A 15,699-nucleotide genomic window follows, 5' to 3' on the forward strand; every position below is an offset into this window, starting at 1 on the left:
GGAGCGCAACCACCCTGCACGTCAGCGCGGACGGCGTCCGAACCGGGTGCGGGAGTCGGCGGGCGTGCCTACAGTCCGAAGGCGCCGCCCTCGACGAGGATGATCACGCCCAGGACGATGAGGACCAAGGGCAGCAGGATGTGGCCCCAGCGGCTGAGCGCGCGGGCGATGGGGGCGCGGGTGGCCAGGAACTTGCCGGCCGCGCACAGCACACCGACCAGGACCAGGAAGACCGTCACGTAGACGGCCAGGCTGGTGTTGCCGACGGTGACGAAGACGGGGACGTAGACGCCGATGTTGTCGCCACCGTTGGCGAAGGTGACGGTGGCGACGGTGAGCAGGGCCGGGCCGTTGTCGCTGTCGGGGGCCTCATCGCCGTCGCCGCGCCACAGTTTCCAGGCCGCGCGCAGGCCCAGCAGCAGCGGGAGCAGCCCGAAGTAGGCGCGCACCGCCTCGGGCAGGAAACTCGCGCCGAAGGTGGCGGCCAGCGCGGTGACCAGGATCGCGATGAAGCCCAGGTACTGCCCGGCCACGACCCGGGCGGTGGCCCCGCGCTGCCCTGCGCCTTGGGCGAAGAACAGCGCGAGCACCACGATGTCGTCGATGTTGGTGACGGCGAACAGGCCGGCCGCCTGGGCGATGATGATCAGGTCCACGCGTCAGGGTCCTTGCCGGGCGGTGCCGGTGCGCCCTGGCGAGCGGAGGTGAACACGAGCAGCACCGCGCCGCCGACGATGAAGGCATCGGCGAGGTTGAAGGTGGGCCACCAGCCCGTGTGCAGATAGTCGGTGACCACACCGTCCAGGCCGCGGTCGATGAGGTTGGCCAGCGCACCGCCCAGCACCCCGGCCAGACCGACGCGGCCCGGCAGCGGGGTGGTGGGAGCGGTGTACCAGGCGTAGGCGGCCACGGCGGCGGTGATGAGCCCGGTCAGGGCCACGATGACCCCGGCGGGCAGGGTCGCGCCCAGGTTGAAGGCGACACCGGGGTTGTAGGTCAGGCGCAACTCCAGCAGTCCCAGGAGTCGCGCTCCGGGGCCGCCGGCCAGATGGTGCTCGGCCAAGGCCTTCAGGGCCAGGTCGGCGGCGGTGAGCGCGAGAGCGGCGGCCAGCACGCCCCAGCGGGGGAGCGTGCCGGCCGTGGCCGGTGTCGTCGGCCTCACGCCTTGGCCTCCGCGTGCTCGCGCGGTGCGGCGGTGGCGTGGTCGCCGGGGGCCAGCCCCAGGCGGCGGGTGCGTCCGGCGCGGATGCCGTTGCCGATGACCACGACCTCGGCGACCTCGTGCACCAGCACGACCGCGGCCAGGCCCAGGACCCCGAACAGGGCCAGGGGCATCAGGGCGATGATGATGGCCAGCGACAGGCCCACGCTCTGCCACATGATGGCCCGGGTGCGGCGGGCGTGTGCCAGGACGCGGGGCAGGTGGCGCAGGTCCTCGCCCATCAGGGCGACGTCGGCGGTCTCGATGGCCACGTCGGTGCCCATCGCGCCCATCGCGATCCCCAGGTCGGCGGTGGCCAGGGCGGGGGCGTCGTTGACACCGTCGCCGACCATCGCGACGGGGCCGTGTGCCCGGAGTTCGCCGACGAGGCGGGATTTGTCCTCGGGGCGCAGGTCGGCGTGCACGTCGCCCGCTTCGATGCCCGCCTGGGCGGCCAGGGCGGCGGCGGTGGCCGGGTTGTCGCCGGTGAGCATCACCACCCGGTAGCCCGCACCGCGCAGGGAGGCGACGACCTCGCCGGCTTCGGGGCGCAGTTCGTCGCGGACCGCGATGGCGCCCAGCAGCGCGCCGTCGTCCTCGACCAGGACGGCGGTGGCTCCGGCGTGCTGCATCCGCGCCACATCCCCGGCCAAGGGGCCGGCCTCGATCCAGCCCGGGCGACCCAATCGCACATCGCGGCCGTGCAGGGTGCCGGTGAGGCCGGCGCCGGTGACCGCTTCCACCTGCTCGGCGCGCTGGGGTGCGGGGGCGGCGGCCAGGATCGCGGCCGCCAGCGGGTGTTCGCTGCGCTCCTCTAGGGCGGCGGCCACCGCCAGCACCTGCTCGGCGGTGTGGCCGGGCGCGGGGAGGGTCTCGATGACGGCCGGGCGGTTGCGGGTCAGCGTGCCGGTCTTGTCCAGAGCCACGGTGCGGATCCGGCCCATGGCCTCCAGGGCGGCTCCGCCCTTGACCAGGGTGCCGTGCTTGGAGGCGGCGCCGATCGCGGCCACCACGGTGACGGGCACGGAGATCGCCAGTGCGCACGGGGAGGCGGCCACCAGCACGACCAGGGCGCGTTCGACCCAGGTCAGCGGGTCGCCGAACAGCGCGCCCACGACGGCGATGAGCACCGCGGCGATCATCACCCCGGGCACCAACGGTTTGGCGATGCGGTCGGCCAGGCGCTGTCCGGCGCCCTTGCGGGACTGCTCTGCCTCCACGATGGACACGATGCGGGCCAGGGAGTTGTCGGCCGCGGCGGAGGTGACGGTGACCTCCAGGGCTGCGGTGCCGTTGATGGACCCGGCGAACACCTCGCTGCCGGGGCCCGCCTCCACGGGCACGGACTCGCCGGTGATGGCCGAGGTGTCCAGGCTGGTGTGCCCGGAGGTGATGGTCCCGTCGGTGGCCAGGCGCTCGCCGGGGCGCACCACCAGCGTGTCGCCCACGACCAGCTCGGCCGGGTCGACGGTGTGCTCCACACCTTCGCGGAGCACCCGGGCCTGGTCGGGGACCAGGTCCAGCAGGGCGCGCAGGCCGCGGCGGGTGCGGGCCACGGAGTACTCCTCCAGCCCTTCGGCGATGGTGTAGAGCACCGCGAGCATCGCGGCCTCGCCCACCTCGCCCAACAGCACGGCGCCGATGGCGGCGATGGTCATCAGCGTGCCCACGCCGATCTTGCCCTGGGCCAGGCGGCGCACAGTACCGGGGACGAACGTCCAGGCGGCCACGGCCAGGGCGGCGGCCTTGAGCACCAGGCCCACCAGGTCTGGTGCGCCGACCCATCCGGCGCTGTACCCGGCCAGCAGCAGCGCCGCGGCCACGGCGGCGAAGCGGATCTCGCCCACCTGCCACAGCGTCTGGGGCTCGTGCTCCTCGGCTTCTTCTCCTGTGCGGGGCTCCTCGCCGCCGCATCCGCAGGCGTCACTCACCGCGCACCTCCATCGTCGTGTGGCTCTCGGTTCCGTAGTTGGGGCACAGCGCGACCGCGCTGCCGGTCGCGGCCAGCAGGACCTCGGCCGAGGCCAGCAGGTCCAGCAGTTCGGGGCGGGCCAGGGAGTAGAACACCTGCCGCCCCTCGGGGCGCCCGTCGACAAGGCCGCAGTCGCGCAGGCACGCCACGTGCTTGGAGACCGTGGACTGGGCCAGTCCGAGCTGTTCCACCAGGTCGGCCACGCGCGCCTCGCCCTGGGCCAGGCGGCGCACGATGGCCAGGCGGGTGCCGTCGGAGAGGCTGTGGAAGAGGGCCTCGGCGGCGCCTATGCCCGCGGTTGTGGCTTGGCATCCATCCGTGCTATTCATCGTCATGTAGCGATCATATCCCATTTCGACGGTGATAGAAGGTGTGGGCATGCTCATGAACCGCGTGGAGTCGGCACTGATCGACTCACCGCCCCGGCGCCTGCTCCAGCACTACGAGGCCAACCTGCTCATCAAGCTGGGCGGGCGCACCCCCGGCGCCCGCGCCGCCGAGCTGGGCTGCGGCTCCGGCTACGGCACCAGGCTCATCCTGGACACCTTCGGCGCCGCGTCCGTGGACGCCGTGGACCTGGACCCGAAAATGCTGGCCAGAGCACGGCGGCGCCTTCAGCGCCACGGCGAGCGCGTCTACCTCGCGCGCGGCTCGGCCACCGACCTGGCCGCCGCCTTCGCCCCCATCGGCGCAGGCAAGGACGCCTCCTACGACGCGGTGTTCGACTTCGCGATCATCCACCACATCCCGAACTGGCGCGACGCCCTGGCCGAGGTCGCCCGCGTCCTGGCCCCCGGCGGCCGGTTCTTCTTCGACGAGGTCACCGCCACCGCCCTGGCCCGCCCCACCTACCGGGCGCTGTTCGACCACCCCACCGCCGACCGGTTCAGTGCGGGCGAGTTCCTCGCCGAGCTGGGCCGCCACGGGTTGCACATCGGTGATGCCTGGCGCACCCGCATCGGCGGCGACTACCTCCTGGGCGTCGCCACCCGCACCTGAGCCCTGCCCGCCCCACTTTGAACGGAGATCCCCGTGGCACTGGCCGCACTCGTCCTCTACCTGCTCGGCCTGGCCCTGGCCTTCGGTGTGCGCACCCTGGCCGCGTGGCGGCGCACCGGTGACACCGGGTTCCGCCGCCCGGACACCACCGCCTTCACCGCCCCCTGGTGGGGGAGCGTGCTCTTCGCCGGCGCACTCGCCGCGGGTCTGGCCGCACCCGTGGCCGCCCTGTTCGACCCGGCCACGGCCGCCCCGCCCCGGAGCATGGGTGTCACCGGGCTGGCCCTGATGCTGCTCGGTCTGGCCCTGGTGCTCGTCTCCCAGGCCGCGATGGGCGCCTCCTGGCGCATCGGCGTGGACGAGAACGAGCGCACGGAGCTGGTCACCCGCGGGATCTTCGCGCTCGTGCGCAACCCGGTCTTCACCGGCATGGGGGTGCTGCTGGCCGGGCAGGTGCTCGCCGTGCCCTCAGCGGTGTCCGCGGCGGCCCTGGCGGCCTTCGTCGCCGCCGTGCAGGTGCAGGTCCGCGCCATCGAGGAGCCCTACCTTGTGCGCACGCACGGCGCCGCCTACACCGGGTACGCCGCCCGGACCGGCCGCTTCCTGCCCGGAATCGGCCGCCTCACCGACCGCAACACCACGACAGGATCCCGATGAGCGGCTGCTGCACCCCCGACGACCACGACCCCACCCCCGAAGAAGAGCGCACCGGCAGGCTCGCGCTGGTCCTCATCGTGGCCATCGGTGCCGCCACCCTGGTGGTCGTCGGTATCCTCCTGCTGCCCTAGAGCACGCAAGAGAAGTCGCGCGGCACTGCGGCACTGCGGGCCTCACCGATCGACGGTGAGCACCTCCAGGGCGGCGGCCTTGTCGGCCTCGGTGGGCAGCGCGTAGCGGCGGGTGGTGTTGATGTCGGCGTGCCCCATCAGCTCGGCGACGGTGACCAGGTCCACCGGTTCGCGCGCCAATTCGCTCCCGCCGCGCACCAGGTCGGTGCCGAAGGTGTGCCGCAGCACGTGCGGCCCGAACGCCTCGCCGTCGTCGGAGGGGCCGATCCCCGCCGCCGCGCCCAGCTCGCAGACCGCGGTGTTGGCCGCCCGGGTCGACAGCGCCTGGCCGTCGCGGTTGCGCACCAGCGGACCGGCAGCAGGGCGGCCGAGTTCGTCCAGGAGGCGTTCGAGGGAGGCGCGCGCCTCGGCGTGCAGCGGGACGGCGCGGTCCTTGCCGCCCAGCCGTCCCTTGCCGCGCACCCGCACGCTGCCCCGCCGCGCGGACAGGCGGATGTCGGCGACGTCCAGGGCGACGATCTCGGCGATGCGCAGGCCCGCGTAGTAGGCCAGGTGGCAGAGGGCCCGGTCCCGGGGCGAGGCGTCGCGGGCCACCACGCGTAGGAAGCGGAGCTTGGCCCGGCCATCCAGCGCACGCGGGGCGCTGGGGCGGCCCAGGTGTTCGCGGACCACGTCGGGCCGTCCCGAGCCGCGCAGGGCGAAGAAGGCGTCGATGGCGGCGAGCCGGTTGTTGATGGTGGCCGCCGACAGGTGGGTGCCCCGGGCGGTGCGGGTGTTCTTCAGGGTGCGGCGGTAGTCGCGTACCGACCAGTCCCGCGCTGCGGGATCGGTGAGCGGGTCGCCGTCCAGGGCGCCGGCCTGGCGGGCCTCGGCGAGCCAGGCCAGGAAGTGGGCGGTGTTGCGCTGGTACTTGTCGCGGGTGGCCGCGCCCAGGTCGGTCGCCGAGGCCAGCCTCGCGGCGAAGGCCGCGCGCTCGGCGTCCAGGTCGCCGGGCAGCACCACGGTTCGGCGCGGCCGCCCCGTGCGTGTGTTTCCAGAAGTCGAATCGGAGGTCTGTTCAGCGGAGGAGGATGTGTTTCCAGAAGTCACTCCGGCAGTCTACTTCCGGGAACGCTGATTTCCAGAAGTATAACCCCGACCCGCCCTACAGTGGGTGCGTGGCCAAACACAAGAAGCGCACCGCCCCCGCCCCGTCGATCACCCCCGCCAAGCTCGCCCAGGGCTGGTCCGCCCCCGCCGGCGGCCGCATCCGCCCGGCCCACCCCGACGATCTAGGCCGGGCCGCCGAACTGCTCTCCGATGTGGGCACCGACATCACCGAGGACCTGAACGCCGCCGCAGGGAAGGCGGACACCTCCCTACTGCTGCACGAGTGCCTGAGCAGCCGTGACAACGAGAGTGCGATGCGAGCCGTCATCAGCGGCACCCTGGGCGGCCGCGAGGTCGACCCCCTCGCGGGCCTGTCGGCCCTGCTGGTGGCCACCGACCGCACAGGGCAGGTCCTCGGCTGTGCCCTGATGATCCCGCCGGGCCGTTTCCTGGCCCAGGTGCGCCGGGTCAACGAGGTCCAGGGCTTGGCGCTGATGCTGGTCATCACCAAGCTCAAAGGGCTGGCGGTGGACCCCGCCCACCGCGGCCGGGGGATCGGGGCGGCCCTGGTCAAACGCGGCGTCCAGTTGTACGAGCAGAGCGGCTTCCACGTGATGTACGGGCAGTTCACCGCCGAGAGGAACCTGGAGCCGTTCTACCGGCGCCAGCGCTTCACCGTGCTGGACCTGGGGGAGCCGCTGCAACCGCTGCTGGCCCTGCCCGCGTCGATCGTCTCCGAGGGCGAGGAACGGTTCTTCCACCGCATGCTGGGCTGAGCGCGTGAGTAGCTTCGAAACCGCGGTCGTCGACCGCGAAACTACTCACGGGTTACTTGGCACCTGGTGACACGCTCCTTACCGACACCCCCCGTACGCAGAGCGCTCTGGGCGCGCAGTTCCTTCAGGTCGGGGATGTGGTTGTACAGCGTCCCCGGGCTGACGCCGAGCAGGCGGGCGATGGAGGTCACCGAGTACTCGGGGTTGGGCAGCATGTCGCGGGCCGCGCGGATCAGGTCGGCATCGACCACACTCGGTCGGCCACCCACCCGGCCCCGGGCCCGTGCGGCGGCCAGACCCTCGCGGGTCCCGGCCACGATCAGCTCGCGGATGAACTCCGCCAGCGCGGCGAAGACGTGGAAGACCAGCCGCCCGCCCGGGGTGGTGGTGTCGAGCCGCTCGTGCAGGGAGGTGAACCCAATCTCGCGGGTGCGCAGCTCGGCGACCATGGTCACCAGGTCCTGGAGGGAGCGGCCGTAGCGGTCCAGCGAAGGGACGACGAGGGTGTCACCGGGGTTGAGGAAGGCGTGGCACGCCTTCAGCTCGGGGCGCTCGTCGGTGCGCCCTGACTTCTTGTCGGCGAAGATCCGGCGACACCCGGCCGCAGTGAGCGCGTCCATCTGGCGGTCGAGCTTCTGCGATCCGGTGGAGACACGGGCGTAGCCGATACGGATCTCGGTGAGTACGACCGGTTCGGCCGCGAACAGGTCCGGAGAGGTGTCCATGCCCGCGATCCTTTCAGAAAACGGCCCGGGGAGGTTGTTGAACCCCCTCGGTTTCTGAAGGGGTTTTTGAAGGCCGTGGGGGCATTCGGCGCCCGTCCGCCGCAGGCTTCAGAAAACGATCGTTTGTTGAAGGCATCCCCACGCGACGGAAATGTCTACCTGCCGTCGATTCCTGAAAGCATCTTTACTTTGCATGGGTGCCACGGCATAGTTACAACCGTTGTAGCTCGCAGCAGGATGCAAGAGTTAAGAGGCGGTATGGCGATCCGGATCAGGCTCGGTGACTACGAGCGGCAGACCGACGATGCGCTCGGGCGCGACGCGATCGGTTACTTCCCGCGCATGACCGAGACCGAGGCGTGGGAGGCCGGCCGGGGGCTGTGGCGGCTGAACCTGAAAGTGGTGAGCCGTGAACGATTCGCGGTCATCGTGGGGCAGGACCTCGTTCGCGCTGTCGCCGGGATCACGGACGTGACCGCCCACATGACCGGCCTCGGACCGAAGAAGGCCCTCGAAGGGGATCTCCTCGGTCCAGGGCACCCGATGTACGACCGCTACATCAACCAGCCCGACCCGCTCGCCAACGACTCCCGCAACAGCATCGCCTACGGCGATCTGCCCGAGGAGGCGCAGTTCCGTACCCGGGACTGCGCCTGCGGGTGCGACCAGAGCACCACGCACGACTTCGTCCCCGGCCACGAGCTGCGCGCCATCCAGGCCCGGGTACGCGAGCACTTCGGCGGTTCCGTGCTCTCCTTCATTACCTGGCTCGACGCCGAACTCCAGTCCACGAACACCGGCGCGTAGCAGCAGAAGGCGCGGATTCAGCAGTCAGCGGCTCGGCGGGGCGGCGCCTCCTCGTGGTCGTCCTCGCCCTGCTCGTGCTGTCGGCGGTCGGCCGCCGACTGGGCTCGGGCATCGAACCCGGAGCGAGCCGAGGAGCTGTCGGGTTCCCTGGCCGCGGCGGACTGGATGCGAGCGGCAGCGTCCTTGTCCATCTCGGTGTGCCTGCTCATGACCTCTACCTACCCGCCGACCAGCCCATTGCCCCCGCCAGATCCGCCCCCTTACCTACCCCACCGACTTGACCATTCCACCGAGTGTCAACAGATGTGACAGTTGTCGGGACTCACCGTTCCGTTCCTACTCGGACCCCATGGTCTCGGTGCGCATGACGGCCTCACCGGGGGCCGCGGGCCGCAGGTAGAAGGCGGACACCACGAGGGGGTCGGGCTGGGCAAGGGTCTGGCCCAGGGCGTTGACGGCCGTTCCCAGGACGTAACCGCCGTTGGGGTGCGAGGTGAACGTGGTCCAGCCGTCGGTGAGGGTGGCTGTGAACTCGCCGTCGGCTCGCTTCTCGACCCGGGTGTCCTGGTCGAACTCGTAACCCTCGGCGGGGTGGTCAAGGCTCATATGCATATGTTACCCACGAGTAGACACGGTGGCCACACCAAACCGAATCCTGTTCGGCGCAGGAGAAGGCACGCCCCGTCCACCCCGGACGACAGCACTGCCCCCGGATCGTCGGCTCCTGGGCACACGCGCCCCGTGACACAAAGTAGTGGCTCCAGCGGGGAGACCGTGCCACCTTCGTTGCCATGGCCGACACCGCAATCCGCGCCCTCGCCCTCTGGGAACACCTGGAGGACACACGAGTGCGGGCACCCCCTGACCGTCGCCGTCTCCCCGAGCTCCCGCGTGTGCCCGCCCGGCTGGTGCGGGATCGTTCACCTGGACGGCACGACCCTGGCCACCGCCCCCACCGAAGAGCTCGCCGACGCCCTGCACAGGACCTTGGCTTCGGTCGATCCCGCCGCACACACCGAACCGGAGGTGCTCACGCCCCTGCTCCCGATCGGGGACATCCTCGGCCCGGCCACGCTGGCTTACCTCTCCCCGCCCGATTTCCGGCCCGTGGCAGGCCCCCCGCCCAACCGAACTCCCCGCCGACCACCCCGACCTGCGGGTCCTCCTCGACAGCGTCGGCCCCGAGGACGCAGGAGAGAGTGGTGCGGGCGAGATCACCTCACCGGCCCACACCATCTACGACGAACCCGCTCCCGGCGTGGCGCCCCGGGTCATCGCCGCGGCCGGGTACCGGCACTGGCCCGGCGACACCGCACACCTGTGCGTGCTGACCGCCTCCGACCAGCGGGGCCAAGGGCTGGCCCTGGGTCTGGGCTTTCGCGAACTCGCCTCCCAGCTCAGCCTCCACTTGGCGTGAACACCGCAGTGCCACACCTCGCGTACCGCAGCACCGTTCTGCCTGCTAACGTTGGCTCTCGCGAAGCCGGAGTCCGGCCGCATGGAGTCCAGGGGAGAGTGAGTTGATGGCTGTGCTGCAGGCAGCTGCCGTGTGCAGCGCCCGGACCGTCCTCACCACCCGGGCCCCGGCCTGACCTGACGCGCACCCCGCCCGCCAATGCACGGCGCGGGCGTCCCTGGCGCGTCACTGCCGTCGGGGCCCTGTCAACAAAGGGTCTCTACCTTGACTTTCACCACTGCGCAGAGCAACAACTGGGCCACCCGCCCCGAAACCGGGGCCGACCTCGCCGACGTACGCGCGGTCAACCTGGCGGCGTTCGAGACCTCTGAGGAGGCCAACCTGGTCGACGCCCTCCGGGCCGACGCCGGAGCGTGGATCGACGGGCTGTCCATGGTCGCCGAGACGACCGGCGGCAACCTGGTCGGGCACGCACTGTTGACCCGGTGCCACGTCGACGGCCGCCCGGCCCTGGCGCTGGCCCCGTGTGCGGTCCTGCCCGAGCACCAGGGCACCGGGGCCGGTTCGGCCGCCATCCGCGCCGGGCTGGAAGCCGCCCGTGCCATGGGCGAGAACCTCGTCCTGGTCCTGGGCCACCCCGGCTACTACCCGAGGTTCGGCTTCACCCCGGCCTCCGGTTTCGGTGTCCGGGCACCGATGGAGGTTCCGGACGAGGCGATGATGGCCCTGTCCCTGGACCCGTCGCGCGAGACCCCGCGCGGCATCATCGAGTACCCGGCGCCCTTCGGTATCTGACCGTATCGGGCCCGGGGCCGTGCGCCCCGCCGCGGCGAACCGCGGCGGGGCGCCCTCGTCAGTTCAGCGGAGCAGGGACAGCTTTCCGGTGAGCTTGTTGATGTCGCGCTTGGGGCCGAACACCGCCAGACCCACATAGTCCAGCTCCTCGGGGTCGGTGACCGCGAGCGCGTCCAGGTACTCCACGTAGGTGCGCGAGCGGCGGGCCACCTCGTTGAATCCCACCACGGTCAACTCCCTTTCGTCCGCGCGGGCCTTGATCTCGCGCAGTTCCCGGTCCGAGGCGGCCAGGGTCGGCACCGGGTGCGGGTTGATGCCAGCGTGCACGTTGCCACCGGCGTCCTTGCCGTCGGCGGCCAGCGAGTTCTCCAACCGCGCCCCGAGCGCGAGCCCGAGCACCGCGCCAGCGTTGGCGGCCACCGCCGACCCCAGGTCCGAGCGCAGGACGACGACCAGCTTGGTGGACATACTCATGGACTACTCCCCGTTCATCTGTCGTGTGGACACCGGAGAAACTAGCGAGAGGAGCAGTCCACTGGTGGAGGTGCCGAACACTATTCGCCCACGGAACTAGGCTGGCCCGCATGGACGAACTTGATGCGGCGATCGTGGGCGAACTCCAGCAGGATGCACGGCAGACCAACCGGGCGCTGGCCCACAAGCTCGGTGTGGCCCCCTCCACCTGTTTGGAGCGGGTCCGGTTGCTGCACCGGCGCGGCGTCATCCGTGGCTACCACGCCGACATCGATCCGGGCGCGCTCAACCGCAGGGTGGAGGCGTTCGTGTCGGTGGAGCTGCGCCCGCCCAGCCGGCGCGCGATCGAGGGGTTCAAGGCGGCGATGTTCGCCCTGGCCGAGGTCCACGCGGTCTACGTCGTGGCCGGGGAGCAGGACTTCCTGGTACACGTGTCCGTTCCCGACCTGGATGCCCTGCACAGTTTCCTCATCGACCGCCTCACCGAACGCCGTGAGGTGGCCTCGTTCCGCAGCCAGATCATCTACGACAGCGCGCGCAAGCACGTCACCGAGCCCCTCACCTGAAAGCCTCAGAGCTCAACAGGAACCAGTAAGACCCTCAATTCGTCACATAAGGGATAGGAAAGCCCTCGGAAGGAGACCCCGCATGAGCACGTCCAAGCGCCAGAGCACCAGCCTCGCCATCGGGTTGGCCATGGGCGTGGTGTTCGGGCTCGTGTTCGACAGTCTCGCCCTGGGCATCGCGCTCGGGCTCATCGCCGGCCTGGCCTTCGGCGCCTACCAGTCCAATAAGCGCAGCAGCTAGACCGTCGGCCCCCTCTACCAGCAGCCGGCAGCCGCCCGCCGGTAGGGCACAGAGTGGTTGACCGTCGGCCTCGCCCTGCTCGGATCCGTGTGGGCAGCTCTCCGGGCAGGGGCGCGCCGCCGAGAGTTCGCACTGCCCGGCGACGGGGCTCACCGCCCGGACGGTTCCGAGGTGAGCCCACTGTTTCCCGTGTGTTACGACGCGACACATCCAGGCAATCCCCCCTGCCTACGTTCGGTCCTGTCAGCAGCCACCGAGCAGGAAGGCCTGGTCGTGACACCCGAGACCGGACCACGCGCGCCACGCACCGGACCGAGCTGGATCTCCCGCTGGGACCCCGAGGACCGCCAGTTCTGGAACAGCACCGGACGCCCCGTCGCCCGCCGCAACCTGTGGGCCTCCATCGCCTCCGAACACATCGGCTTCTCCGTGTGGAGCATCTGGTCGGTGCTCGTGCTGTTCATGATCCCCGAGCACGGCTTCTCCACCACCCCCGAGCAGAAGTTCCTCCTGCTGTCGGTGGTCACCCTGGTCGGGGCCGTACTGCGAGTGCCCTACACCCTGGCGGTCCCGCTCTTCGGCGGCCGCAACTGGACGATCGTCTCCACGGCGCTGCTCATCGTCCCCACAGCAGCCGCGTTCTTCCTCGTCCAGAACCCCGACACCCCGTTCTGGCTGATGCTCGTACTGGCCGCCACCGCGGGACTGGGCGGCGGCAACTTTTCCTCCTCCATGGCCAACATCAACTCCTACTTCCCCGAGAAGGAGAAGGGGTGGGCCCTGGGGCTGAACGCGGGCGGCGGCAACATCGGCGTGGCCACCGTCCAACTGGTCGGCCTGGCCGTCATCGCCCTGTTCACCACCGCCTCGGGCCACCTGGTCCCGCTCTTCTACGCACCCCTGATCCTGCTCGCCACCTGGTGGGCCTACCGCTCCATGAACAACCTGGCTGGCGTGCGCAGCGACATCCCCGCACAGCTCTCGGCCACCAAGGACCGCCACTTCTGGATCATGTCGGTGCTCTACATCGGCACCTTCGGCTCCTTCATCGGCACCGGCTTCGCCTTCGGCCTCCTGCTGCAGTCCCAGTTCGGCCTGGCACCCGTCCAGTCCGCCGCCATCGCCGTCCTGGGCCCGGTCATCGGCTCCCTCATCCGCCCGGTCGGCGGCCGCATGGCCGACTCCCTGGGCGGGGCCCGCGTCACCCTGTGGGTGTTCCTGGCGATGGCCGCCTGCGCCGCCGTCCTCGTCCTGGCCGTGCAAGCCGCCCACCTGGGGCTGTTCATCGGCGCCTTCGCGGTAATGTTCGTCCTCACCGGCCTGGGCAACGGTTCCACCTACAAGATGATCCCCTCCATCTACGCCGCCAAGGCCGAGAACGCCATTGCCGCCGGTGAGCCCCGAGAAGACGCCCTGGCCCGCACCAAGCGCACCGCCTCCTCCATGCTCGGCCTGATCGGCGCCGTCGGCGCGCTGGGCGGCGTGGCCATCAACGTCACCTTCCGCGAGTCCTTCGCCGCCACCGGCTCCACAGCGCCCGCCTTCGCCGCCTTCGGCGCCTTCTACCTGGCCTGCGCGGCCATCACCTACCTGGTGTACCTGCGCCGCCCCGCCACCACCACTCCCACCACCGCGCCCGCCCCGGCCCCGGTCGAAACGGCCAGCCGATGAACGCGCCGACCCCCCACAACACCCCGGACCAGAACTCCGCAGGCACCACCCGAACCCACTGCCCCTACTGCGCGCTGCAGTGCGCCATGCACCTGGACCCCACACCCGACGGGGGCCTGGTCGCTCGCCCGGCCGACTTCCCCACCAACCGGGGCGGACTGTGCCGCAAGGGCTGGACCGCCACGGAGGTCCTCACCCTGCCCGACCGCCTCACCCGCCCCCTGCTGCGCAAGGACCGCACCTCACCCCTGACCGAGGTCGACTGGGACACCGCCCTGGACCACATCACCCAACGCCTACGGGCCCTGCGCGCCGAGTCCGGGCCCGACACGATCGCGGTCTTCGGCAGCGGCGGCCTGACCAACGAGAAGTCCTACACCCTGGGAAAATTCGCCCGCCTGGCCCTGGGCACCTCCCAGATCGACTACAACGGCCGATTCTGCATGTCCTCAGCGGCCGCCGGGAGCACGCGCGCCTTCGGACTGGACCGGGGCATGCCCTTCCCCCTCACCGACATCGCCACCGCCGAGGTGGTCCTGCTCGCCGGCGCCAACCCCGCCGAGACCATGCCCCCGATGATGGGCCACCTGTCCGCACCCGCCCTCATCGTCATCGACCCCCGCCGCACCGCCACCGCCCAGGCCGCACTCGACAACGGCGGCATGCACCTGGCCCCGCGCCCGGGCACCGACCTCGCCCTGGCCCTGAGCCTGCTGCACGCCGCCCGAGCCCAAGGGTGGGTGGACGAGGACTACATCGCCGCCCGCACCACCGGGTTCGAACCCGCCTGGGAACACGCCACCGCCTGGTGGCCCGAACACGCCGAACTCACCACCGGGGTACCCGCCGCCCAGGTCCGCGCCGCCGCCGACCTACTCGGCCGCGCCGCCCGCGACCGTTCGGCCTACGTCCTGACCGGGCGCGGTACCGAACAGCACAGCAAGGGCACCGACACCGTCTCCGCGTGGATCAACCTGGCCCTGGCACTGGGCCTGCCCGGCCGCCAGGGGGCCGGGTACGGCTGCATCACCGGCCAGGGCAACGGTCAGGGCGGACGCGAACACGGCCAAAAAGCAGACCAACTACCCGGCTACCGCAGGATCGACGACCCCGCCGCACGGGAACACGTGGCCCGGGTGTGGGGCGTGGACCCCGACTCCCTTCCCGGTCCGGGCCGCAGCGCCTTCGAACTGCTCGACGCCCTGGGCACCCCCGGCGGGCCGCGCGCCATGCTGCTGTTCGGTTCCAACCCGGCGGTCTCCGCGCCCGAGACCCAACGCGTGCGCAGCCGCCTGGCCTCCCTGGACCTGCTGGTGGCCGCCGACTTCGTGCTCTCCGAAACCGCGGCCATGGCCGACGTGGTCCTGCCCGTGGCCCAGTGGGCCGAGGAGTCGGGCACCATGACCAACCTGGAGGGGCGCGTCCTGCGGCGACAGCGCGCCACTGCGCCCCCGCCTGGGGTACGCACCGACCTTCAGGTGCTCTCCGCCCTGGCCGCGCGCCTGGGCCAGCCCGCCGAACGCTTCCCCACCGACCCCGACACCGTCCTGGCCGAACTGGGCGCCGCCTCCGCCGGGGGAGCGGCCGACTACTCCGGCATCACCCCGCAACGGCTGGAGGACGGGGAGGCCCTGCACTGGCCGGTGCGCACCCACGGCCCACCCACGCCCCGCCTGTTCCTGGACGCCTTCGCCCACCCCGACGGGCGCGCCCGCTTCATCCCGGTCTCCCACCGGCCCCCGGCCGAGGAGAGCGACCCCGACTACCCGCTCATCGCCACCACCGGGCGGCTCATGGGCCACTACCAGTCCGGCGCCCAGACCCGGCGGGTGCCCGAACTCGGCGCCGCCGAACCCGAGGTCTACGTCGAAGTGCACCCCGACACCGCCGCCCGCGCCGGCCTGTCCTCGGGCGGGCGCGCCCTGCTCACCTCCCGCCGGGGCAGCGTCAGCGCCCGGGTGCGCCTGGATGCCACCGCCCGGCTGGACACGGTGTTCGTGCCCTTCCACTACGCGGGTGTCCAGGCCGCCAACAACCTCACGCACGCGGTCCTGGACCCCACCAGCCGCATGCCCGAGTTCAAGGTCAGCGCCGTGCGGCTGGAAGCCGACCCCGGCACTGAACGCCCCGCCTGACACCGCCCGCACCACCCCTAGCACCCGGCCGAGGCCGCCCGGG

At 71.5% G+C, this 15,699-nt stretch carries 19 protein-coding genes and 1 pseudogene; 11 read left to right on the plus strand and 9 right to left on the minus strand.

Annotated features, from left to right (window positions below; translation table 11 throughout):
- Positions 1-68 precede the first annotated feature (68 nt).
- The 4 genes from ACYVD1_RS06955 to ACYVD1_RS06970 are packed head-to-tail and all read right to left on the minus strand — an operon-like array spanning position 69 to position 3,508.
- On the minus strand, positions 69-656 hold the full coding sequence (locus ACYVD1_RS06955) for a cadmium resistance transporter (protein ID WP_017591453.1): 588 nt from the start codon (positions 654-656) through the stop codon (positions 69-71).
- Entirely contained in the window at positions 647-1,162 is a 516-nt protein-coding gene (locus ACYVD1_RS06960; RefSeq protein WP_017591454.1) for a signal peptidase II, read from the minus strand. The genes ACYVD1_RS06955 and ACYVD1_RS06960 overlap by 10 nt, the downstream gene beginning before the upstream one ends.
- Complete coding sequence (locus ACYVD1_RS06965) at positions 1,159-3,132, minus strand: heavy metal translocating P-type ATPase (protein ID WP_460769273.1); 1,974 nt, start codon at positions 3,130-3,132, stop codon at positions 1,159-1,161. The genes ACYVD1_RS06960 and ACYVD1_RS06965 overlap by 4 nt, the downstream gene beginning before the upstream one ends.
- Complete coding sequence (locus ACYVD1_RS06970; protein ID WP_017591456.1) at positions 3,125-3,508, minus strand: ArsR/SmtB family transcription factor; 384 nt, start codon at positions 3,506-3,508, stop codon at positions 3,125-3,127. Before ACYVD1_RS06970 ends, ACYVD1_RS06965 begins: the two co-directional genes overlap by 8 nt.
- A gap of 43 nt (positions 3,509-3,551) precedes the next feature.
- Between ACYVD1_RS06970 and ACYVD1_RS06975 the strand changes: the two genes are divergently transcribed.
- From ACYVD1_RS06975 to ACYVD1_RS06985, 3 genes are read left to right on the plus strand one after another with little or no spacing between them, the layout of a single operon-like run.
- Positions 3,552-4,172: a class I SAM-dependent methyltransferase gene (locus tag ACYVD1_RS06975; protein ID WP_460769278.1), complete on the plus strand. Its 621-nt coding sequence runs from the start codon at positions 3,552-3,554 to the stop codon at positions 4,170-4,172.
- 33 nt (positions 4,173-4,205) lie between these two features.
- Entirely contained in the window at positions 4,206-4,829 is a 624-nt protein-coding gene (locus ACYVD1_RS06980) for a methyltransferase family protein (RefSeq protein WP_460769280.1), read from the plus strand.
- Positions 4,826-4,960: a hypothetical protein gene (locus tag ACYVD1_RS06985; protein ID WP_017591459.1), complete on the plus strand. Its 135-nt coding sequence runs from the start codon at positions 4,826-4,828 to the stop codon at positions 4,958-4,960. Before ACYVD1_RS06980 ends, ACYVD1_RS06985 begins: the two co-directional genes overlap by 4 nt.
- 42 nt (positions 4,961-5,002) lie before the next feature.
- Here the strand turns inward: ACYVD1_RS06985 and ACYVD1_RS06990 are convergent, their stop codons facing one another.
- On the minus strand, positions 5,003-6,049 hold the full coding sequence (locus ACYVD1_RS06990; protein WP_081620424.1) for a tyrosine-type recombinase/integrase: 1,047 nt from the start codon (positions 6,047-6,049) through the stop codon (positions 5,003-5,005).
- Between the two features lie 68 nt (positions 6,050-6,117).
- Here ACYVD1_RS06990 and ACYVD1_RS06995 point away from each other — a divergent pair, with 68 nt between their 5' ends.
- The gene (locus tag ACYVD1_RS06995; RefSeq protein WP_017591461.1) at positions 6,118-6,825 is read left to right on the plus strand and encodes a GNAT family N-acetyltransferase; all 708 of its coding nucleotides are present in this window, start codon (positions 6,118-6,120) and stop codon (positions 6,823-6,825) included.
- A 41-nt stretch (positions 6,826-6,866) separates the two neighbouring features.
- Here the strand turns inward: ACYVD1_RS06995 and ACYVD1_RS07000 are convergent, their stop codons facing one another.
- Positions 6,867-7,550, minus strand: a complete 684-nt coding sequence (locus tag ACYVD1_RS07000) for a recombinase family protein (RefSeq protein ID WP_460769284.1) — start codon at positions 7,548-7,550, stop codon at positions 6,867-6,869.
- A 258-nt stretch (positions 7,551-7,808) separates the two neighbouring features.
- On the opposite strand from ACYVD1_RS07000, the gene ACYVD1_RS07005 reads away from it, so the two are divergent.
- Positions 7,809-8,357 carry a hypothetical protein gene (locus ACYVD1_RS07005; protein ID WP_017611629.1) on the plus strand — a complete coding sequence of 183 codons (549 nt, stop codon included), beginning with the start codon at positions 7,809-7,811 and terminating at the stop codon, positions 8,355-8,357.
- Positions 8,358-8,374: 17 nt separating this feature from the next.
- Here the strand turns inward: ACYVD1_RS07005 and ACYVD1_RS07010 are convergent, their stop codons facing one another.
- Together ACYVD1_RS07010 and ACYVD1_RS07015 are read right to left on the minus strand one after the other, a co-directional pair.
- Positions 8,375-8,566 (minus strand): hypothetical protein, encoded by a 192-nt coding sequence (locus ACYVD1_RS07010; protein WP_017611630.1) that lies wholly within the window; start codon positions 8,564-8,566, stop codon positions 8,375-8,377.
- 139 nt (positions 8,567-8,705) lie between these two features.
- Positions 8,706-8,963 (minus strand): annotated as a pseudogene (locus ACYVD1_RS07015) (acyl-CoA thioesterase domain-containing protein); the annotation flags it as partial.
- Positions 8,964-9,615: 652 nt separating this feature from the next.
- On the opposite strand from ACYVD1_RS07015, the gene ACYVD1_RS07020 reads away from it, so the two are divergent.
- Positions 9,616-9,774 carry a hypothetical protein gene (locus tag ACYVD1_RS07020; protein ID WP_460769286.1) on the plus strand — a complete coding sequence of 53 codons (159 nt, stop codon included), beginning with the start codon at positions 9,616-9,618 and terminating at the stop codon, positions 9,772-9,774.
- Between the two features lie 264 nt (positions 9,775-10,038).
- Positions 10,039-10,569, plus strand: coding sequence for a GNAT family N-acetyltransferase (locus tag ACYVD1_RS07025; RefSeq protein ID WP_460769289.1), 531 nt, complete (start codon positions 10,039-10,041; stop codon positions 10,567-10,569).
- A 63-nt stretch (positions 10,570-10,632) separates the two neighbouring features.
- Here the strand turns inward: ACYVD1_RS07025 and ACYVD1_RS07030 are convergent, their stop codons facing one another.
- Positions 10,633-11,043: a DUF2000 domain-containing protein gene (locus ACYVD1_RS07030; RefSeq protein ID WP_460769292.1), complete on the minus strand. Its 411-nt coding sequence runs from the start codon at positions 11,041-11,043 to the stop codon at positions 10,633-10,635.
- A 110-nt stretch (positions 11,044-11,153) separates the two neighbouring features.
- On the opposite strand from ACYVD1_RS07030, the gene ACYVD1_RS07035 reads away from it, so the two are divergent.
- From ACYVD1_RS07035 to ACYVD1_RS07050, 4 genes are all read left to right on the plus strand, one after another.
- Positions 11,154-11,609 carry an Lrp/AsnC family transcriptional regulator gene (locus ACYVD1_RS07035; RefSeq protein WP_460769294.1) on the plus strand — a complete coding sequence of 152 codons (456 nt, stop codon included), beginning with the start codon at positions 11,154-11,156 and terminating at the stop codon, positions 11,607-11,609.
- 82 nt (positions 11,610-11,691) lie between these two features.
- Complete coding sequence (locus ACYVD1_RS07040) at positions 11,692-11,850, plus strand: hypothetical protein (RefSeq protein ID WP_460769296.1); 159 nt, start codon at positions 11,692-11,694, stop codon at positions 11,848-11,850.
- Between the two features lie 273 nt (positions 11,851-12,123).
- The gene (locus tag ACYVD1_RS07045) at positions 12,124-13,521 is read left to right on the plus strand and encodes an MFS transporter (RefSeq protein WP_460769298.1); all 1,398 of its coding nucleotides are present in this window, start codon (positions 12,124-12,126) and stop codon (positions 13,519-13,521) included.
- On the plus strand, positions 13,518-15,656 hold the full coding sequence (locus ACYVD1_RS07050; protein WP_460769301.1) for a molybdopterin oxidoreductase family protein: 2,139 nt from the start codon (positions 13,518-13,520) through the stop codon (positions 15,654-15,656). Before ACYVD1_RS07045 ends, ACYVD1_RS07050 begins: the two co-directional genes overlap by 4 nt.
- Positions 15,657-15,699: the final 43 nt, after the last annotated feature.

This window comes from Nocardiopsis nanhaiensis (assembly GCF_054778635.1).